18 protein-coding genes are annotated in these 21,128 nt (G+C 47.3%); 17 read left to right on the top strand and 1 reads right to left on the bottom strand.

Annotation, left to right across the window (positions count from 1 at the left end; translation table 11 throughout):
- Window positions 1-11 precede the first annotated feature (11 nt).
- The 13 genes from purD to EEX84_RS14540 all read left to right on the top strand — a co-directional run bounded on the left by purD (window position 12) and on the right by EEX84_RS14540 (window position 16,291).
- Window positions 12-1,265: a phosphoribosylamine--glycine ligase gene (gene purD, locus EEX84_RS14605; protein WP_123166383.1), complete on the top strand. Its 1,254-nt coding sequence runs from the start codon at window positions 12-14 to the stop codon at window positions 1,263-1,265.
- A 205-nt stretch (window positions 1,266-1,470) separates the two neighbouring features.
- On the top strand, window positions 1,471-2,061 hold the full coding sequence (locus tag EEX84_RS14600) for an N-acetyltransferase (protein ID WP_123166382.1): 591 nt from the start codon (window positions 1,471-1,473) through the stop codon (window positions 2,059-2,061).
- Between the two features lie 141 nt (window positions 2,062-2,202).
- Entirely contained in the window at window positions 2,203-3,933 is a 1,731-nt protein-coding gene (locus EEX84_RS14595) for an adenine deaminase C-terminal domain-containing protein (protein ID WP_123166381.1), read from the top strand.
- Window positions 3,934-4,051: 118 nt separating this feature from the next.
- Window positions 4,052-4,372, top strand: coding sequence for a YerC/YecD family TrpR-related protein (locus EEX84_RS14590; protein WP_123166380.1), 321 nt, complete (start codon window positions 4,052-4,054; stop codon window positions 4,370-4,372).
- 170 nt (window positions 4,373-4,542) lie between these two features.
- Entirely contained in the window at window positions 4,543-5,244 is a 702-nt protein-coding gene (pcrB, locus tag EEX84_RS14585; protein ID WP_123166379.1) for a heptaprenylglyceryl phosphate synthase, read from the top strand.
- A gap of 30 nt (window positions 5,245-5,274) precedes the next feature.
- Complete coding sequence (gene pcrA / locus EEX84_RS14580; RefSeq protein WP_123166378.1) at window positions 5,275-7,488, top strand: DNA helicase PcrA; 2,214 nt, start codon at window positions 5,275-5,277, stop codon at window positions 7,486-7,488.
- Between the two features lie 15 nt (window positions 7,489-7,503).
- Window positions 7,504-9,510: an NAD-dependent DNA ligase LigA gene (gene ligA / locus EEX84_RS14575; protein ID WP_123166377.1), complete on the top strand. Its 2,007-nt coding sequence runs from the start codon at window positions 7,504-7,506 to the stop codon at window positions 9,508-9,510.
- 13 nt (window positions 9,511-9,523) lie between these two features.
- A complete protein-coding gene (locus tag EEX84_RS14570) occupies window positions 9,524-10,669 on the top strand; it encodes a CamS family sex pheromone protein (RefSeq protein ID WP_123166376.1) in 1,146 nt (381 codons plus the stop codon).
- A 146-nt stretch (window positions 10,670-10,815) separates the two neighbouring features.
- Window positions 10,816-11,106, top strand: coding sequence for an Asp-tRNA(Asn)/Glu-tRNA(Gln) amidotransferase subunit GatC (gene gatC / locus EEX84_RS14565; RefSeq protein WP_123166375.1), 291 nt, complete (start codon window positions 10,816-10,818; stop codon window positions 11,104-11,106).
- 18 nt (window positions 11,107-11,124) lie between these two features.
- Window positions 11,125-12,594, top strand: coding sequence for an Asp-tRNA(Asn)/Glu-tRNA(Gln) amidotransferase subunit GatA (gene gatA / locus EEX84_RS14560; protein WP_123166374.1), 1,470 nt, complete (start codon window positions 11,125-11,127; stop codon window positions 12,592-12,594).
- Window positions 12,591-14,021, top strand: a complete 1,431-nt coding sequence (gene gatB / locus EEX84_RS14555; protein WP_123166373.1) for an Asp-tRNA(Asn)/Glu-tRNA(Gln) amidotransferase subunit GatB — start codon at window positions 12,591-12,593, stop codon at window positions 14,019-14,021. Before gatA ends, gatB begins: the two co-directional genes overlap by 4 nt.
- 694 nt (window positions 14,022-14,715) lie before the next feature.
- The gene (locus EEX84_RS14545) at window positions 14,716-15,276 is read left to right on the top strand and encodes a thioredoxin family protein (RefSeq protein WP_123166371.1); all 561 of its coding nucleotides are present in this window, start codon (window positions 14,716-14,718) and stop codon (window positions 15,274-15,276) included.
- Between the two features lie 103 nt (window positions 15,277-15,379).
- On the top strand, window positions 15,380-16,291 hold the full coding sequence (locus tag EEX84_RS14540; protein ID WP_123166370.1) for a diacylglycerol kinase: 912 nt from the start codon (window positions 15,380-15,382) through the stop codon (window positions 16,289-16,291).
- Window positions 16,292-16,530: 239 nt separating this feature from the next.
- Here the strand turns inward: EEX84_RS14540 and EEX84_RS14535 are convergent, their stop codons facing one another.
- A complete protein-coding gene (locus tag EEX84_RS14535) occupies window positions 16,531-16,959 on the bottom strand; it encodes an NUDIX hydrolase (RefSeq protein WP_123166369.1) in 429 nt (142 codons plus the stop codon).
- 194 nt (window positions 16,960-17,153) lie between these two features.
- Here EEX84_RS14535 and EEX84_RS14530 point away from each other — a divergent pair, with 194 nt between their 5' ends.
- The 4 genes from EEX84_RS14530 (at window position 17,154) to rlmD (ending at window position 21,089) form a co-directional block, all read left to right on the top strand.
- Window positions 17,154-18,500, top strand: a complete 1,347-nt coding sequence (locus EEX84_RS14530) for a cytochrome ubiquinol oxidase subunit I (protein WP_123166399.1) — start codon at window positions 17,154-17,156, stop codon at window positions 18,498-18,500.
- The gene (locus EEX84_RS14525) at window positions 18,497-19,525 is read left to right on the top strand and encodes a cytochrome d ubiquinol oxidase subunit II (protein ID WP_123166368.1); all 1,029 of its coding nucleotides are present in this window, start codon (window positions 18,497-18,499) and stop codon (window positions 19,523-19,525) included. Before EEX84_RS14530 ends, EEX84_RS14525 begins: the two co-directional genes overlap by 4 nt.
- Before the next feature lie 14 nt (window positions 19,526-19,539).
- Window positions 19,540-19,650 (top strand): cytochrome bd oxidase small subunit CydS family protein, encoded by a 111-nt coding sequence (gene cydS / locus EEX84_RS16790; RefSeq protein WP_420812581.1) that lies wholly within the window; start codon window positions 19,540-19,542, stop codon window positions 19,648-19,650.
- Window positions 19,651-19,724: 74 nt separating this feature from the next.
- Window positions 19,725-21,089: a 23S rRNA (uracil(1939)-C(5))-methyltransferase RlmD gene (gene rlmD / locus EEX84_RS14520; RefSeq protein WP_123166367.1), complete on the top strand. Its 1,365-nt coding sequence runs from the start codon at window positions 19,725-19,727 to the stop codon at window positions 21,087-21,089.
- Window positions 21,090-21,128 lie beyond the last annotated feature (39 nt).

The following is a 21,128-nucleotide window of genomic DNA, read 5'->3' as shown; positions in this document are numbered from 1 at the left end:
GGTGCAAACAGATGAAAGTATTGGTAATCGGACGTGGCGGCAGAGAACACGCCATCGTGCGGCAGTTTTCTTCCTCTCCTTCCGTTGAACAGGTTTACGCGGCACCGGGCAACGACGGTATGGAAGCGGATGCCGAATTGGCAGCAATCGATGAAATGGATTTTGAAGCGCTGGCGGCATTTGCTAAAAACAATGACATCAGCTTTACATTTGTTGGACCGGAGCAACCTTTGGCCAACGGCATCGTTGATTTTTTTGAAAAGCAGGGGTTACGTATATTCGGACCTTCCCAAGCGGCTGCCCGTATTGAAGGCAGCAAAGCGTTTGCGAAGGAATTAATGAAAAAATACGAAATTCCGACAGCTGCATATGAAACGTTCATCGAAACGCAGCCGGCCATTGACTTTATTCGCCGTCACGGAGCTCCGATCGTCGTAAAGGCGGATGGACTGGCTGCCGGAAAAGGTGTAGTGGTGGCCATGACGGAAGAGGAAGCGGTCGATGCCGTGAACGAGATGCTGGAAGGCCAGAAATTTGGCGATTCAGGTTCAAAAGTGGTCATTGAAGAGTTCTTGGCGGGGGAAGAATTTTCCTATATGTCATTTGTCCAGAATGGCCATATTTATCCAATGGTTATTTCGCAGGACCACAAACGGGCATATGACGGAGACCGAGGGCCAAACACCGGTGGGATGGGCGCTTATTCTCCGGTTCCTCAGATTTCACAGCAAGTGGTGGACGATACGTTCAAAGCGATCGTTGAACCGGCTGTCAAAGCAATGGAAAAAGAAGGCTCGCCTTTTAACGGCATCTTGTATACGGGTGTTATTTTGACAGAAGATGGCCCGAAAGTCATTGAGTTCAACGCGAGATTCGGCGATCCGGAGACGCAAGTCGTGCTGCCCCGGATGACCTCAGACTTTGGTGAATTCATCGATGCTGTTTTAAACGGTCAGTCTTTCGAGCTCAGCTGGGACGACCAGGCAGTGGTGGGCGTTGTAGTAGCTGCTGAGGGTTATCCCGGCACGGTGAAAAAAGGCGCCACCCTGCCGGATTTATCCCGGATGTCAGGCGTAGGCATCACATATGCCGGGATAAAAAGGCAAGGCGGTTCGTTGGTTGGCGACGGCGGACGTGTGCTGCTGGTTTCTGCCAACGGTCAAAACATACAAGATGCACAAAAAAAAGTATACGAACAGCTGCAGCGTCTGGAATGGAAGGGCTTCTTCCATCGCTCGGACATCGGCTGGCGTGCAATCAAATAAAGCTCATGTTATAATGAAAGATGACACAGATTCTCCAAGAAGATGTGTCATTTTTTGTTTACTGTCCTGTATACGGGATATTATATAATTGTTGAGGATTTCAACAGTCCACTTTCACCTCATTTTACACTCCAGACCACCAGAAATTGTGCAGGACCCCAGCAGGAAAAACACACAAGACCCAAATTTGAGAGGAGCACATTGAATGAATTGGTATGAAAAATTGAATCAGTATTTTCCAGTGGAAGAAATGAAATCGAAAGAGCATATGGATGCTTTATTGAAGGAAAAGGGCAGTGTCTATTACAAAGACGAAGGTCCTTACCATGTGCTGATGTATGCGGAATTTCCGAATTTCACGTTTGTGGATTATCTGTTCGTTTCAAAAGAATCCAGAGGCATGGGGCTCGGCAAAAAGACGCTGCAGATGCTGAAAGACAAAAACAAGCCGATCATTTTGGAAGTCGAACCGGTCGATTACGAAGACACGGATACGGAAAAGCGGTTGCGCTTCTATGCACGGGAAGACTTTCAACACGCAGCTTCAATCGGTTATTGCCGCCGTTCACTTGCTACAGGCGAAGAAAATTCAATGGAAATCCTTTACTGGGCGCCGAACGGCGAATCGGAAGAGGAAATTTTTGAAGCGATGAAAGTGATGTATCAGGATATTCACACGTATAAAGACCAGCAATTCTATGGTGACTCGTATGAACCAGTTTCGGATGTATTGACGTTTCAGGAAGAGGAAAAAGAGAACGTCCTGAAGGCGCTGACGAAACAAACCGCAAACTAAAGAAAATCCACGCCGTGTGCGTGGATTTTTTGTGTCCATTTTTTGTAAGTAAATTAGTCAGAGAGAGCAGGCTGCCTGTATTTTCATGCAAGATTATGCTACGATAGTATGTATTGAATTGTTTAGTAAAGGAGCAGGCGCATGGGACATCCATTATGGAAAAACAACGAAATCAGAAACCAGTTAAAAATAATTACAAAAGAAGCGTCGCCGGACATGGTCCTGACCAATGCTTATTATCTGCACAGTATTTTTAAAAAATGGATGACAGGAAATATTTGGATCAAAGGCGATCGCATTGTTTATGCAGGAAAAGAAATGCCGAAAGTCGCTTCCCATACAACGGTAACCGATATGGCTGGAAAGTTCATCGTTCCGGGTTATATTGAACCGCATGTCCATCCATATCAATTATACAATCCACATACATTTGCAGACTTTGCTATTCAACGGGGGACTACCTCGTTCCTGTCGGATAATCTGGCGCTCTTTTTGGCGTTAGAGAACAAGAAAGCGTTTTCTTTTTTGGACGAATTAAACAAATTGCCGTTTTCTTTTTATTGGTGGACACGTTTTGATTCGCAGACAGAACTGGCACATGAAGACCAACTATTCACTTCCAAGACGGTGGGAGAATGGCTGGAACGGCCCGATGTCCTGCTTGGCGGAGAACTGACCGGCTGGCCGAAGCTGCTTGATGGCGATGACCAGATGCTGTATTGGATACAAAAAGCGAAGACGCATTTGAAAAAGATAGAAGGCCATTTTCCAGGTGCTTCCGAAAAGACCATCGCCCGCATGAAATTGCTTGGAGCGGATGGCGACCACGAATCCATGACTGCTGAAGAAGTGGAAATGCGCTTACTGCATGGTTACGGTGTTACGTTGCGCTATTCTTCCATCCGTCCGGATTTGCCGGTATTGTTGGAAGGGATTATCGAGCGCGAGTTGAACGTCTTCGATAAATTGATGATGACGACAGACGGTTCGACTCCTGCATTCCATCTGGATGGCATTATGGATCTGTGCATCAAGATTGCACTGGAAGCGGGAGTTCCAGAAATCGATGCATACATGATGGCTTCATATAACGTAGCCAGATTCTACAACGTGACAAGTCTTCATGGGGTCATCGCCACTGGCCGCTATGCCAATTTGAATATTCTCGATTCCACCGATAACCCGGTGCCTTCCGGTGTCATTTCAAAAGGGGTATGGATGAAGCGGGATGGAGAAAAAGTTCAATCTCTGCCGCCTGTCGACTGGTCCGTCATGCCGGATCTGGAACTTGATTTTGAATTGTCGGAAGATGACTTTCAATTTTCCATGCCATTCGGTCTTGAAATGGTCAATGATGTGATTATTAAGCCGTATTCTGTTAATGTGGATACGCATGATGGCAATCTGGCTAAAACACATGATGAAAGCTTTCTGATGCTGTTGGACAAGCACGGCAAATGGCGCGTCAATACATTGATCAAAGGCTTTGCCAGCGAAGTCAGCGGTTTTGCATCATCTTATTCCAACACCGGTGATATTGTTCTGATCGGAAAAAATCGGGATGATATGTGGGCAGCATTCAATGAGTTGAAGCGCATAAAAGGTGGCATCGTACTGGTGGAAGAAGGCGAAACGGTTTGCACATTGCCGCTGCCAATCGGCGGCACCATGTCGGAGTTGCCGATGGAAGAATTGATTCCTCAGGAACTGGAGTTAAAAGAGGCGCTGAAAAAACGCGGCTACAAGCATGGGGACGCAGTTTACACCTTGCTGTTCCTGCAGGCGACCCACTTGCCGTACGTGCGGATCACCCAGCAAGGCATTTACGACGTCAAGAACAAAAAAAATCTGTTTCCCGCGTTTATGAGATGATCAATACAGTATTCCTGCATGCAGTGAATTTTTCTATTATAGAAGGAAGGAGTCTCCGGCACTGCAGGAGATACATAAGATATGGATGTATCAAGAGAAGAAAGGACAGTGAAGTGGTATGCAGGTCGACAAAATCCGGGGAGCCCAAACCGATCAATTAATCGAGGCGATCCTGGCGTTGAAAGATAAAGAAGAAGCATATCGTTTTTTCGATGATTTATGTACAATCAGCGAGATTCAATCTCTTGCCCAACGCCTGGAAGTGGCTCATATGCTGCGGATGAAAAAAACTTATGAAAAAATAAAGAACGAAACCGGTGCAAGCACTGCCACCATTTCCCGTGTCCGCCGCTGCCTGAATTACGGCAACGACGGCTATGATGAAATGCTGGGCCGTCTGTATCCGGACGAAAAACCATTTCAACTTCCAAAAGACTGAACGAAGGAATGGCTCCAAAGCCAGTACAGCGATGCTGTAGCGGGGAGGAGACCTTCTGCTGTATGAGAAAGAGGAAGGCTGTCCAAGAAGTCTATGTTTCGGCTTATTGGACAGCCTTTTTTTTGTTATAATGAATTGATGTAAAAAGAACCGAAGTTAGGGGAATCATCTTGGACTTTCAAACATGGCGCCATGTATTTAAACTAGATCCGGCCAAACCGATTTCTGATGAACATTTGGAACGAATTTGCGAATCCGGGACCGATGCCATCTTGATTGGCGGCAGCGATGATGTCACACTCGACAATGTCCTTGATTTAATGGCAAGAGTCCGGCGTTACAGTGTGCCGGTCGTATTGGAAGTATCGACAATCGAATCAGTAACTCCCGGTTTCGATTATTACTTTATTCCGACCGTTTTGAACAGTGACCAACCGAAATGGATCAAAGGGCTTCACCATGAAGCCATCCGGGAGTTCGGTGAGGTCATGGACTGGGAAGAACTTGTACCGGAAGGCTATTGCATTTTGAACAGTGAATGCAAGGCGGCAACGTTGACAAAGGCAGAAACCGACTTAACAGCTGAGGATGTTGTGGCTTATGCAAGGATGGCCGAGCATTTTTTCCGTTTGCCGATTTTTTATCTGGAGTACAGCGGCACTTACGGAAATCCGGAACTCGTTGCTCGGGTACACGGGGTATTAACCAATACCCGGCTGTTTTACGGCGGCGGCATCAACTCCATCGAGAAGGCGCAGGAAATGGCAGCCCGGGCTGATACGGTGGTTGTTGGCAATATTATTTACGAAGATCTTAAAAAGGCGATTTCAACGGTGAAGGCAGTTGCTGAAACCGAGCAGAAATCGATATAATAGAAGAACAAACGTTCGAGGTGGTGCACAATGGAATTGATAACGAAGAATTTACTGAAAGGGATGAACCCTGAGCAGCAGGAAGCGGTCCAAACGACTGATGGTCCACTGCTCATCATGGCGGGTGCCGGATCAGGGAAAACGCGTGTGCTGACACATCGCATCGCTTATTTGGTGCTGGAAAAAGGAGTATATCCGTCCAATATTCTGGCCATCACATTTACCAATAAAGCGGCCCGTGAAATGCGCAGCCGAATTGATGGCCTGTTGGGACATGGAACAGGGGAGCGCATGTGGGCCTCGACTTTCCACTCGATGTGTGTACGGATTTTGCGCCGCGATATCGACCGGCTGGGCTTCTCAAAAAACTTTTCGATTTTGGATACGACCGATCAATTGACGGTCATCAAAAATGTATTAAAGCAACAGAATCTGGATCCGAAGAAGTACGAACCACGGGCGATGTTGAATGCCATTTCTTCGGCTAAAAACGAGTGCATTGATGCCAAGCGTTTTGCGGAGGAACTGAACGAATTGAATCCGTACGAAAAAACCATTTCAGAAGTCTATACGGCGTATGAAAAACGGCTGCAGAAAAACCAGTCGCTCGATTTTGATGATTTGATCATGACTACATTGACCCTTTTCGACAAGGTTCCGGAAGTGCTGGAGTTTTATCAGAACAAGTTCCAGTATATCCATGTAGACGAGTATCAGGATACCAATAATGCGCAATATCAGCTGGTCCAGAAACTGGCGAGTAAATTCCAGAACATCTGTGTAGTCGGGGACTCTGATCAGTCGATTTACCGTTGGCGCGGAGCGGACATCCAGAACATCCTGTCGTTTGAGAAAGATTATCCGAACGCAAAAGTGATCATGCTGGAGCAGAATTACCGTTCGACGAAACGGATTTTGCAGGCAGCAAATGATGTCATCAAACAAAATACCAGCCGCTATCCGAAGGAATTGCGTACAGACAATTCAGAAGGCCAGGCCATCACGCTTTACAAAGCGGGGGACGAACGGCAGGAAGCGCAGTATGTTGTCCAGACGATACAAAATCTGATGAGGGAGGAGAATTACAAAACCTCTGACTTCGCTATTCTTTACCGGACGAACGCCCAATCGCGTGTGATGGAAGAAATGTTCATGAAATCGAATATGTCCTACACCATCGTTGGAGGCACGAAGTTCTATGATCGCAAGGAAATCAAAGATTTGCTGGCTTATTTGCGTTTGATCGCCAACAATGACGATGACTTATCGCTTGCACGCATTATCAATGAACCAAAACGGGGCATTGGAGCCACTTCGTTCGAACGGATGGCGCGTTTTGCCATCGAACAGGACCGCACGATCATGGATGCATTGCAGGAAGTCGACTTCATGGGCCTGTCTCCGAAAATTGCCCAGACAGCGCTTGAATTCCGCTCGATGATCGAAAACTTTACACAAATGCAGGAGTACTTATCGGTGACAGAGCTGGTCGATGAAGTATTGAACAAATCTGGATACCGGCAAATGCTGCAAAACGATAAAACGATCGAAGGCGAAAGCCGTTTGGAAAACCTCAATGAATTCTTATCGGTCACACAGGCATTTGAAAAACAAAGCGATGACAAATCACTCGTGGCGTTTTTAACGGATTTGGCGCTGATTTCCGATATTGACTCACTGGATGACGAAGAAGAGGAAGACGGACCGATCATTTTGATGACTATGCATGCAGCAAAAGGTCTTGAATTTCCAGTTGTCTTCATTATCGGTTTGGAGGAAAACGTTTTTCCGCATTCGCGTTCGAATAACGATGACGAAGAACTTGAAGAAGAGCGCCGTCTGGCGTATGTAGGGATTACACGCGCAGAAAAGCGTTTGTATTTGACGCATGCTTCTTCACGGACACTGTACGGCAAGAGCAATTATAATATGCCTTCCCGTTTTATCAGTGAAATTTCGGATGATTTGATCGAACAGACGATAGCGAGCCATCGTGCAGGTGCCCCGACACGCTTTACACAGGCTCCCAAACGTGCGGCCGTCACACGTCCGGCTTATAAACAGAGCGGTGGCGATAAAATGGGCTGGCAAACGGGCGACAAGGCGAAGCACAAAAAATGGGGCGTCGGGACAGTTGTCAGTGTCAAGGGTGAAGGCGAACAGACAGAACTGGATATCGCATTCCCGAGCCCTGTCGGCATCAAACGATTACTGGCGAAGTTTGCGCCGGTTGAAAAAGAATGATCGGGAGGTAACGGAATGGATCGCATCAAAGCAGAACAACGTGTCAGTGAATTGAATGAGCTGCTGCGTGGTTACGGCCACGCCTATTATGTGTTGGATAAACCGGCTGTTCCGGATGCTGTCTATGACCAGCTGCTCAATGAATTGATCGAATTGGAAACCATTTATCCGGATTTGGTGTTCCCGGATTCGCCGACGCAGCGTGTAGGCGGGACACCCCTTTCCAACTTTGACAAAGTGACACATGAGCGCCCGATGCTCAGCCTGTCGAACGTCTTCGGAGAAGCGGATTTGCGGGATTTTGACAAACGTGTCCGCAACGGTGCAGGAAATCAGATCGAGTATGTCTGTGAATTGAAAATTGATGGGCTGGCTGTGTCGCTTATTTATGAAGACGGCAAATTTGTCCGCGGAGCTACGCGCGGGGATGGACGCATCGGTGAAGACATCACCGTCAATCTGCGGACCATCCGCGCGATTCCTTTGAAACTCAACCAACCGGTTTCGATCGAAGTTCGCGGTGAAGTATTCATGCCGAAAAAATCGTTTCATAAGCTGAACGAAGAACGTGGTGAGCGTGGCGAAGAACTATTTGCCAATCCGCGAAATGCTGCAGCCGGCTCCCTTCGCCAGTTGGATCCGAAAATCGCCGCAAGCCGCAACCTGGATGTCTTCATTTACGGCATTGGCGGAGACGGGGAATCCTATAACTTGAGTGAGCATGACGAAACGTTGCATTATTTAAGCGATCTTGGATTCAAGACGAATAACGAACGGGAGCTTTGCCGAAGTGTGGAGGAAGTCCTCGCTTATATAGAAAAATGGACTGAAAAGCGAAATAGCCTGTCCTATGAAATCGACGGAATCGTCATCAAAGTGAACAGCTACTTGCTGCAGCAGGAACTCGGATTTACCGCCAAAAGCCCGAAATGGGCCACGGCATACAAATTTCCTGCAGAAGAAGTGATGACTACCGTCCGCGACATCGAACTCAGTGTCGGCCGGACAGGCGCAGTGACACCGACAGCAATACTGGATCCGGTAGCGGTGGCAGGGACCACCGTTCAGCGGGCTTCGTTGCATAATGAAGACCTGATCAAAGAGAAAGACATTCGCATCGGAGACAAAGTCATCATCCGAAAGGCCGGGGACATTATTCCGGAAGTGGTCATGGCATTGATCGAACAGCGCAGCGGTGATGAGCAGCCGTTTAATATGCCGGAGAACTGCCCCGCTTGCGAGGCGGAACTGGTGCGCATCGAAGGGGAAGTGGTCCTTCGCTGCGTCAATCCAAAATGTCCTGCACAAATTACCGAGGGGCTGATCCATTTTGTGTCCCGCAATGCCATGAACATCGATGGCCTTGGTGAAAAAGTCATCGAGCAGCTTTACCGGGAAGGACTGGTGGCAGATATTTCGGATCTGTACAAATTGACAAAAGAGCAATTGCTGGAACTTGAACGGATGGGCGAGAAATCGGCGTCCAACTTAATCGCCGCAATTGATGCGTCGAGAAGCAATTCCATGGAAAAGCTGTTGTTTGGCCTTGGCATCCGTCATGTCGGGGAAAAGGCGGCCCGTATCCTGTCGGAACATTTCGGATCGATGGAAAGCCTGATGGCTGCCACCGTGGAAGAGCTGACGGATATCCATGAAATCGGGGAAAAAATGGCCGATTCTGTCGTCACGTATTTCGATAAAGAAGAAGTACAGGAATTGATGGAACGTTTAGCGGCGGCAGGCGTCAACTTAACATATACGGGGCCACGTGTCCGAGTGGAAGAAGGAGCCAACGCCTTTGCCGGCAAAAAAATTGTATTGACCGGCAAACTGGAACAAATGACACGTCAGGAAGCCCAGCAGAAAATTGAAGGGCTTGGCGGCAAAGTTTCCGGCAGCGTCAGCAAGAAAACAGATCTGCTGATTGCAGGGGCGGAAGCCGGTTCGAAGTTGGACAAAGCGATGGAACTCAAAGTGGATGTATGGGATGAGGAGCGTCTCATCGCTGAACTAAGTAAATGAGGAGATTTATGAAATGAAGCACTTATGGTGGATTCCGGTCAGTATATTGTTGCTCACGGGATGTGTCCCTTCTGTAACAGACGAAACGGAAGTTCTGAATACAGAAGAGGAAGTGGAGACCGCGATTATTCCGAGCATGCAGCTGGATGAACAATATTACCGGACGCTGCTGCCCTACAAAGAAAGCGCCACAAGAGGGAACATCGTGAATCGGATGAATTCACGCTATGATATTAAAGAAGCTGAGAATGGCCTGTTGCGTTTGTCGCAGCGCCAATTCTCCCCTGATGATTATTATTTTCAGGAAGGACAGAAAATTTCAAGCGCAGAGGCGTCGACATGGTTGAGAAGGCAAGGCGAAGAAGACGAAGCGCGGACGCATCATCCTCTTGGCCTGAATGCGGCTGACACCAGAACAGCCGAACAGACAGCAGCTGGAGAAAAGCCGCCTGCGTCTCTGCTGGCGCACATTCTGGAGCAGAATTATTTAGTGAAAACCGACGAAGAAACGATTCGCCTTGGCGGAGTATCCATCGGCCTGGCGTTGAACAGCATTTACTATAGTTCGGTGAACGGCGTGTCGTATGAAGAGTCCGTTCCGAGCTCTCAGCTGATTGAAGAAGGGCAGCGGATGGCTGATGAAATCGTCAAGCGTCTGAGGGAAAAAGAAGGAATGGCGGATGTGCCGATTGCGGTCGGCCTGTTCAAGCAAAACAGCCGCAATGCCATTTCTCCAGGAACTTATTTTTCATATGGAGTCGCCCCAGGGGGACAGGAGGCAGTCGCCAATTGGTCGGCTGTCAATGAGGAATACGTAGTGTTCCCCACTTCAAATTCGGAAGAAATCTACAGGGAAGTGGACACCCAGTTCCGCAATTTCAAGCAGGATGTGGAAGAGTATTTTTCAAATTTCACAAGCGTCATTGGAACCGGCTTTTATCAGGATGACCGCTTGCGGGAATTGAAGGTTGAAGTGCCGATCCAATTTTACGGAGCTGCCGAAATCATTGGATTTACACAATACTTGACGGGCCTTGTGCTCGAACATTTCCCTCAGAATATTGAAGTGACAGTGAGTGTCACGTCGACTAATGGACCTGAAGCACTTGTAGTAAGAAAAGTGGATCAGACAGAACCAATTGTTCATATATACGAATAAGCCGTGCTGGCGCGGGGACAGCTGCGAGGCTGTCTCCACTCGTTTTTAGGCCGGGCTCCAGCGCCCGGGTTCTCGGGCGCTGGAGCTTTTCTTTTAATAATGGTATGATAGACCGTATGTTTTATTGAATCCGGAGGTGTATAGAAATGGCGAAAATGACCAAAGAAGAAGTAATCGAAGTAGCGCATTTGGCGCGCCTGGCAATTACTGACGAAGAAGCTGAGCATTTTGCGGAACAGTTGGAAGCAATTACGAATGCGATGGAATTGCTGAATGAATTGGATACAGAAAACGTGGAACCGACGACGCATGTACTGGAAATGGCGAATGTATTGCGGGAAGACAAAGCCGAACCGGGACTGCCTCGAGAACTGGTGATGAAAAACGTGAAAGAACAAGAAGCGGGACAAGTGAAAGTACCAACGATACTGGACTGATTGTGAGGAGGGAAAAAGATGAAATTAGCAGATAAAACAGCTGCAGAACTGCAGGAATTGATACATACGAAAGAATTGACGATTGCAGATCTCACTGAAAAGACGTTTAAACGGATCGAAGAACTTGATTCAGATGTGGATGCCTTTTTGGCATTGAACCAGGAGCAGGCTTCTTCTCAGGCCGCAGAAATGGACCAGGTGCCTTTTGAAGAGCGCGGCCCATTATTCGGTTTGCCTGTCGGCGTAAAAGACAATATCGTGACGGAAGGCATTGAGACAACCGCTTCAAGCCGTATTCTGGAAGGGTTTAACCCGATTTACAACGCCACAGTGGTCGAAAAACTGCGGGCGGCGGGCATGGTGATTGTCGGCAAACTTAATATGGACGAATTTGCAATGGGATCCTCCAATGAAAACTCGTATTACAAAAACACGAAAAATCCATGGAACCTGGAAACCGTACCCGGTGGATCTTCAGGTGGTTCCGCAGCCGCTGTGGCTGCTGGAGAGGTGCCGTTCACATTAGGTTCGGATACAGGCGGCTCAATCCGCCAGCCGGCCTCTTTTTGTGGTGTGGTCGGCATGAAACCGACTTACGGCCGGGTCTCCCGCTTTGGGTTGATCGCTTATGCGTCTTCTCTTGACCAAATCGGTCCGGTTACACGGACAGTCAAAGACAACGCTTTGCTGTTGAACGTCATTGCTGGACATGATGAAAAAGATTCGACTTCCGCCAATGTGGACGTACCTGATTTTGCAGCTGCGTTGACAGGAGACATCACTGGATTGCGCATCGGTGTACCGAAAGAATATTTTGCACAGGGCGTAGGAGAATCTTCGGTCAAAGCGGTTAAAGATGCCTTGAAAGTACTTGAAGAAAAAGGTGCCATTTGCGAAGAAATCTCTTTGCCACATTCCAAATATGCACTTTCTACGTACTATTTGATCGCATCATCAGAAGCTTCTTCAAACCTGTCCCGTTTTGACGGGATCCGTTATGGTTATCGTACAGAAAAAGCCGGAAACTTACTGGATTTCTACATGAACACACGTTCAGAAGGTTTCGGCGATGAAGTAAAGCGCCGGATTATGCTGGGAACCTATGCATTAAGCTCCGGTTATTATGATGCTTATTATAAAAAAGCACAAAAAGTGCGGACTTTGATAAAAAATGACTTCGACAAAGCGTTTGAAAAATACGACGTCATCATCGGGCCGACCACGCCAACACCATCATTTAAAATCGGCGAAATCATCGATGATCCATTGACGATGTATGCCAATGATATTTTGACAATTCCGATCAACCTGGCTGGCGTCCCGGCTATTTCCATCCCTTGCGGTTTCGATAACGGACTGCCGCTTGGTTTGCAGATCATCGGGAAATACTTTGATGAGGAAACCGTTTATCGTGTTGCTGATGTTTTTGAACAAGCAACTGATTTTCATAAAAAAACTCCTCACATATGGGAGGGAGCAGCACAATGAATTTTGAAACAATCATCGGGCTTGAAGTCCATGTCGAGCTAAAAACAGATTCCAAAATGTTTTCACCGGCTCCTGCCCATTTCGGGGCAGAACCGAATACCAATACCAATGTCATCGACCTTGGCTATCCCGGCGTGTTGCCAGTCGTCAATAAACGTGCAGTGGATTGGGCGATGAAAGCGGCTCTTGCATTAAACTGCGAGATTGCGCGCCATACCAAATTCGACCGTAAAAACTATTTTTACCCGGACAACCCGAAAGCTTACCAGATTTCCCAGTTTGACGAGCCGATCGGCGAGCACGGCTGGATTGAAATCGAAGTGAATGGGGAGAAAAAGCGCATCGGTATTACACGCCTGCACATGGAAGAAGATGCGGGGAAACTGACTCACACCGGCAACGGCCATTCATTGGTCGATTTTAACCGACAAGGTACACCGCTCATCGAAATCGTTTCAGAACCCGATATCCGGACGCCTGAAGAAGCTTATGCTTACTTGGAAAAGATCAAATCGATCATTCAATATACCGGTGTTTCCGACGTTCGGATGGAAGAAGGATCGTTGCGCTGTGACGCCAATATTTCCCTGCGTCCATACGGCCAGGAGGAATTCGGAACGAAAACGGAATTGAAGAACTTGAATTCATTCAACTTTGTCCGCAAAGGAATTGAGCACGAACAGATCCGTCAAGAACAAGTGCTGTTGTCAGGCGGAGTGATCGGGCAGGAAACCAGACGTTATGATGAATCGACAGGCAAAACAGTTCTGATGCGCGTCAAAGAAGGATCCGATGATTACCGCTATTTCCCGGAACCGGATCTGGTCGACATTGTCATCGATGATGCATGGCTGGAACGGGTCCGTTCGGAAATCCCTGAATTACCGGATGCGCGGAAAGCACGTTACGTTTCAGAACTTGGCTTGTCTTCCTATGACGCTATGGTACTGACACTGGCGAAGCCGATTTCCGATTTCTTTGAAGCGACAGTCGATGCCGGTGCAGATGCCAAGCAGGCTTCCAACTGGATCATGGGCGAAGTGTCCGCTTACTTAAACGCGGAGCAAAAAGAACTGAGCGATACGAAACTGACGCCTGAAGGATTGGCTGGTATGATCAAGCTGATTGCAGAAGGCACCATCTCTTCGAAAATTGCCAAGAAAGTATTCAAGGAATTGGTGGAAAAAGGCGGCAACGCCGAAGACATCGTCAAAGCGAAAGGACTCGTCCAGATCTCGGACGAAAACACATTGCGTGAATATGTCACTACCGCTTTGGACAACAACCCGCAATCCATTGAAGACTTCAAAAACGGGAAAGACCGTGCCATCGGTTTCCTGGTCGGCCAGATCATGAAACAGACAAAAGGGCAGGCCAACCCGCCATTGCTGAACAAGATTCTTCAGGAAGAAATTGCGAAAAGATAATAAAAAGCGGTCCTTTAAGGGCCGCTTTTTTTATGATTGGACTATAACAAACGTTTGAGTTCATGAAGTGAAATAGAGAGGAATAGGTATTAACATTTTCGCTGATTCTTCTTTAAAAGTATTATTTCAATGCTTCTTGTTTTCTTTTGTGTCTGATTACATAGAAAGTAATTATAAATAACAGTAAATAAATAACCAGAATAGCCGTTCCCAGCGTCGGGACAGAATTGTAAAGTTGTATAAGTTGATAAACGGCTGCTGCCAAAACGAAAAATAAGTAAACGAAGGCATGTTTTTTATTTTTCATGAATAGCGATGTAAAAATTATCATAGTTATGGTGATGATGGTTAGGGGAGTTACAAGAATTAGTACGTAAAACAGGAAGTTGTTATCCATCGATGATTCCTCCTTGGATGAGAGATGACTAAAATTGAAAGTTACTAAAAATCTGAAAAATCTCTCTTAAGACTACCATAGATGGAAATTACTGAAAATCGGCAACTTGGAACTTCCCGGATTCTTTTGCAACCACTTCTGCTGAAGGGGTTTGCTCTCAGTTGTCTATTATGTGATAACCATTGAATTAGCGCTAATTTAAAGGAGGATCAATAGCATTAAATGATAGAGCTTTAACTAAATTATTTGAAGCTTGCTCTCTGGACAAGTAAACTGAAAGAAAGGAGAAGTGATATTATGACGACTGAACAGGAATATTTTGAAAATGCGATTACACTTGAAAATTACATGTCTCAAATGGAGTCCAATCAAGAAACTTCATACTCCATCTACGAAAAATTCGAGCAGCCGGAAGACCCTGAATTTATCGGGCTGTTGACAGAAAAAAAACCACACATACTGGTCATTACAGAAGATTGGTGCGGTGACGCCATGATGAACAACGCCATTTTACGGAAAATCGCAGATGCGGCAGGCCTGGAAGTCCGCTGTGTTTACCGTGACCAGAACCTGGAATTGATGGATCAGTATTTGACAAATGGCGGGCGTTCCATTCCAAAATACATTATCCTGTCAGAAGAAGGGGAAGTCCTTGGTGACTGGGGACCGCGTGCTCCGGAAGTCCAGGAATTTGTCATGGAACAGAAAGCCAAACTTCCGGCAAAAGACGATCCGCAATTTGAAATTCATCAAAAAACGATTCTGGGGGAAATTTCAGATGGCTTTGCCTGGAACGAAAAATTCTGGCAGGCGGTCTACAAAGACTTGCGGAAAACATTTACAGAAGCGTTGAAATAAAAAAAGAAAAGCCGGCTCGTGGTCAGCTCATTCCTTGAGTGGAACTTCTATCGGGTCATGGTTGTCCTATTTTCTATAGAACGTGGAGAAAGGCTGAATTTGTATGAAACGTGCAAGAATCATTTACAATCCAACTTCCGGACGCGAACTTTTCCGCAAGCATTTGCCGGAAGTGCTCGAAAAGATGGAGTTGGCCGGATACGAAACTTCCTGCCATGCCACTACGTGTGAAGGAGACGCCGTCCATGCTGCAAAACTGGCAGTGGAAAGGGAATTCGACCTGGTAGTGGCAGTTGGCGGGGATGGTACATTGAACGAGGTGGTGTCGGGGGTATCCGAATACGAACGGCGTCCGAAAATCGGCTTGATTCCAATGGGCACAACCAATGATTTTGCCCGTGCGGTCCATATTCCGAGAGATATCAATAAAGCTGTCGACATTATCATCCAGGGAGATTCCATTCCAGTCGATGTCGGGAAAATGGATGACCGGTATTTCATCAATATTGCAGGTGGCGGAAGACTGACTGAGCTGACTTATGAAGTGCCGAGCAAACTGAAAACGGTGCTTGGCCAGCTGGCTTACTACCTGAAAGGCATCGAAATGCTTCCTTCGATCCGTTCGTCCAATGTCCGCATTGAATACGACGGTCAGGTGTTTGAAGACAAGGCGATGATGTTCCTGATCGGCTTGACCAATTCTGTCGGCGGTTTCGAAAAGTTGGCACCGGATGCCAGCATCAACGATGGCAAATTCACGTTGCTGATTTTAAAAGAAGTGAATATGGCTGAATTTATTCGTCTGGCTTCTCTGGCTTTGAGAGGAGAGCATTTGTCAGACCCCCATGTCATTTATACAAAAGCCAGCAGAATTTCTGTTTCTTCCAAAGAACGGGTTTTACTGAATCTGGATGGGGAATACGGTGGTGTACTGCCGGCCACTTTTGAAAACTTGTATCGCCATATTGAAATGATGGTTCCGATTCAATCAATCAGTGAAAAAGACCGTAAGTGAGAAAAGCGCAAGCGTTCAGAAGCAGAAGCTAACCTAAGAACGCGAGGTCCTGTCGCAGCGGTTACCTGACGAACATTCTGCGGGCCCCCAAGAATCTGGGCGCTGAAGACTGGACATGAAATACCTAATTTACTAAACTCTTTCAAGATTGAAAGCTTATACTTTCTTAGTCAGTAAAAAAACCTGGCATGTGGAAATACACCCACATGCCAGGTTTTTCGTTGTTATATGATTGGTTGTTAAAGAAGTTCGATTGCTTTGTCCTGTTCCGCTGCAAGCTTTGGAAGATCGTCCACTGGTTCCCAATGGAATTTGAAGACGCGGCCATTGTCCTGGCCATCGCTTTCCACCAGGTGCTCCCAGTAATCTCTTGGTTCACCGGTGTATTCGAAGTGGAAAATATTGCGTTCATATACTTTATCTTTATGATCCGGGTAATAATTATATTTTTGGATTTTCCCTACAAATTCCAATGCCTCCCGCGGCAATCCCGTTTCTTCCTGCACTTCCCGGTAAAGTGCGTCAATCAGCATTTCGCCTTCTTCGATTGTTCCTCCCGGCACTTGCAGGCCGGCTTCCGGTTCTCCTTCGTGCTCGAACACGAGCAATTCTTTTTGGTCTTCATCGCCTTTGGTTATATAAGCGAATACTTTACGTCTCGTTTCCATGATGCATCACCCTTTATCTTTGTTCACTCTAGAATACTAAATATTTAGAAAAATTTCAACTATTTTTTCTTTCGCTGTCACAGCTTATTCAAACTTAGCGGGGAAATCGAGGCTTGAGAAGAGTTTGGCACAGATTGATTGAGGTACAATAGGTAATAGAAGAGCTTGACTGCATGTTGAAAGGGGACAGGAAATTGGGAATAGAAGATAGTGCCTTTTTGAGTCGCATCCTCACTTTACTGACTTTGTCGTTCCATATCATCTATGCCACTATCGGCGTCGGTGTACCGCTCATGATCATGATTGCACAATGGGTGGGTATCAAGAAAAAAGACGATCATTATATTTTGCTGGCGCGACGTTGGGCGCGTGGATTTGTCATCACGGTTGCCGTTGGGGTTGTTACCGGTACAGCAATCGGTTTGCAGTTATCGCTGCTGTGGCCGAATTTTATGCAGCTGGCAGGAAACGTTATTGCACTGCCATTGTTTATGGAAGTATTCGCTTTTTTCTTTGAGGCGATTTTTCTGGGTATTTACCTGTATACGTGGGACCGGTTCGAGGACCAGCGGAAACATTTACTGCTGCTGATTCCAGTGGCGCTCGGTGCGGCGATGTCATCGGTTTTCATCACCATCGTCAACTCGTTCATGAACGCGCCACAGGGATTTGAAGTATTGAACGGTGAACTGGTCAATATCAGTCCGCTGCTGGCGATGTTCAGCCCCGCGGTGCCGACAAAAGTGGCGCATGTCATGGCTACGGCATTCATGACCAGTGCCTTTTTGCTGGCATCGATTGCAGCGCTGCGCATGCTTCGCGGATCTGATCATGTCTACCATAAAAAAGCGTTGTTTTTGACGATGAAACTGGGGCTGGTGTTTTCCGTTGCCACCGCCTTGATCGGAGATTTCTCAGGAAAGTACCTGGCTGAATACCAGCCGGAAAAACTGGCGGCTGCCGAATGGCATTTTGAAACAGAAGAGGAAGCAAGGTTGATCCTGTTCGGAGTGCTTGACGGAGAAGACGTCAAATACGCCATCGAAATTCCTTATGCGCTGAGTATACTGGCACACGGAACGCCCGATTCAGAAGTGATCGGATTGGAAGAATTTCCGGAAGATGAAATTCCGCCACTGTGGATCCATTATTTGTTTGATACGATGGTTACCATTGGCATGTGGCTGGCATTTTTGTCGTTTGTCTACGTCGTGGCTGCCTGGCGCAATTGGTCGTTTGCCAGAACGAAATTGTTCAGATGGCTGCTGCTGTTAAGTGGTCCATTGGCTCTGGTGGCGATTGAAGCCGGTTGGTGGTTCACGGAGGTTGGACGCCAGCCGTGGATTCTCAGAGGATATATGAAAACCTCGGAAGCTGCTACGACAAGCGGCCAAGTCGATTTAATGATCATTTTGTTTGCAGGTCTTTACTTTATTTTAGGCGTTGGTACGATTGTGGTGCTGACACGGATGTACCGCCGCAATCCGGTGGAAAAAGAGCTGGCGGCAAGGGAAGCTGACAAAGGCGGTGACAGACAATGACTTTAGAAATTATCGGAATTTCGGTTCTGTGGCTGTTCCTGTTTCTGTATGTCATTGTGGCGTCGATTGATTTCGGCGCCGGCTTCTTCAATGCCTACAGTGCTTTTACAAACAAGCAGCATATCCTGACGGGTATTATCCAGCGTTATTTATCGCCGGTGTGGGAAGTGACAAATGTATTTTTCGTTTTTTTCTTTGTCGGGATCATCGGATTTTTCCCGCAAACCGCTTTCTACTACGGCACGACTTTGCTGGTGCCGGCAAGCATCGCGCTGGTTCTGTTGGCCATCCGCGGTTCGTATTACGCGTTTGCGACATACGGAGCTAAAATCAATCACAGAGGCTATATTTACATGTACGGATTATCGGGCTTATTGCTGCCGGCAGCTCTTTCACCGGTGCTTGCCATGTCCGAAGGTGGATTTATCAAACTTGATGATGGGTCACCTTATCTGGATTACTGGACTCTTTTCACGAGTCCGCTGATGTGGAGCATCGTCGTATTGAGTTTGACAGCGGTGCTTTACATTTCTGCGGTGTTCCTGACCTGGTATGCCAATAAAGCCGGAGACGAAAAAGCGACGGACCTGATGCGCAAATACGCCCTTGTCTGGGCAGGCCCTGCCATCATTACGGCAACCGGCATCATTTTTGAATTACGCGGCCATAATCCGGAACATTACGCGCGGATACTTGATCTTTGGTGGGTATTTGCCATCTCGTTCCTGTTATTCGTCGGAACCGTTTACCTGGTGTGGAAACGCCGGAATTACGGTCTGGCGTTCATCTTGCTGGTCGGCCAGTTCTTTACAGCTTTCTTCGCTTACGGTGCATCGCATTACCCGCACCTGCTGTATCCGTATTTGACGATTTACGACAGTTTCACAAATGAAGCGATGGCCATTGCGCTGATCGTTGCGTTTATCGCAGGGCTTGGGCTGCTATTGCCTTCTCTTTACCTGCTGTTCCGTCTGTTCTTGTTCGATAAGGATTACGTTAAAGGGAAATCGGATTACCACGCCTGAAGGAGGATACGAAAATGCAGGATTTCTTGATATTTTATGCACCGTTTATCGTGCTGATCGGGTCGATCGCTTTCGGCTTCTGGTTTTCATTGAAAGACGGACCGGTGTCGAAAGACCGGAAATAGACAAGCGCGTGCAGGTTTTTGCCTGCCGCGTTTTTTTATTGTATGATTAAGCAATGTGAAATGGAGTGAACGAATTGAAACCAGTAACGAAAAACGATCGGCTTGTTGTCCATGTGGAAGATTTGACGCATGACGGAGCAGGCGTCGCCAAAGTCGACGGCTATCCGTTGTTTATACAAGGTGCTTTGCCGGGGGAAGAAGTACAGATCCATGTATTGAAAACATTAAAATCCTATGGCTTTGCGAAATTAATCCAGATTGAAAAGCAATCGCCTTTTCGGGTGACGGCGCCCTGCCCGGTCTTTGATACATGCGGCGGCTGCCAAATCCAGCATCTGTCGTACGAAGGACAGATGAATTTTAAGCAAAAACTTGTGCGCGACGCTATTACGCGCATCGGTAAATTGCCGGACGTTCCGGTTCATCCGGTAAAAGGCATGGACCATCCATGGCGCTACCGCAATAAATCCCAGATTCCTTTTGGTCAGGAGAACGGCCGTGTGGTGGCCGGGTTTTACCAGACACGTTCCCATAATATTGCCGATACGGATATCTGTATCATCCAGACACCGGAAGCCGATGCCATCATGGCCGGCTTGAAACGGAAGTTGATCGACATGGGCATCGAACCATATGAAGAACAGACTCATCGGGGGATGCTGCGGCACGTCATCGTCCGCAAAGGACGTGCGACTGGCGAAATCATGGTGGTGCTTGTGACAAAAAAGAAAAAGTTTCCTCAACGGGAACAGGCTGTCGAACTTATTAAATCGATCGTTCCGGAGACGGCATCGATTGTTCAAAATATCAATCCTGAAAAGACCAATGTCATTTTCGGTGATGAAACGATCACGTTATGGGGCAAAGACATCATCGAAGACCGCATCGGTGATGTGCGCTTTGAAATTTCCGCGCGTTCTTTTTATCAAGTCAATCCGGAGCAGACGGAAGTGCTGTACGGACAGGCGTTGGAATATGCCGGGCTGACTGGGGACGAAACGGTCATCGATGCTTATTGCGGCATTGGGACGATTTCCCTTTTTCTGGCTCAGAAAGCCAAGTTCGTCATGGGTGTCGAAATCGTTCCGCAAGCGATTGAAGACGCCAAACGAAACGCCGAGCTTAATGGATTCACCAATACACTGTTTGAAGCGGGCCCTGCGGAACAGGTTATTCCGCGCTGGTATAAAGAAGGCCGTGCAGCCGATGTATTGGTCGTCGATCCGCCGCGCAAAGGCTGCGATGAGCAGTTGCTGCGCACCATTCTGAAACAGCAGCCCAAACGTGTCGTTTATGTATCCTGCAATCCGGCGACACTGGCACGCGATCTGCGGATTTTGGAAGATGGCGGTTACCGGACGCAGGAAGTGCAGCCGGTTGATATGTTCCCGCAGTCCACTCACTGCGAAGCCGTCGCCTGGCTGGAATTTAAACAATAAAATAATACGGAACAAAAGAACCGATAAGCACTGGCTGCT

The sequence above is a fragment of the Planococcus salinus genome (assembly GCF_003719725.1).
Classification (GTDB): Bacteria; Bacillota; Bacilli; order Bacillales_A; family Planococcaceae; genus Planococcus; species Planococcus salinus.
Note: the sequence above shows the minus strand (reverse complement) of the source record. Positions and strands in the feature narration are given on the sequence as shown.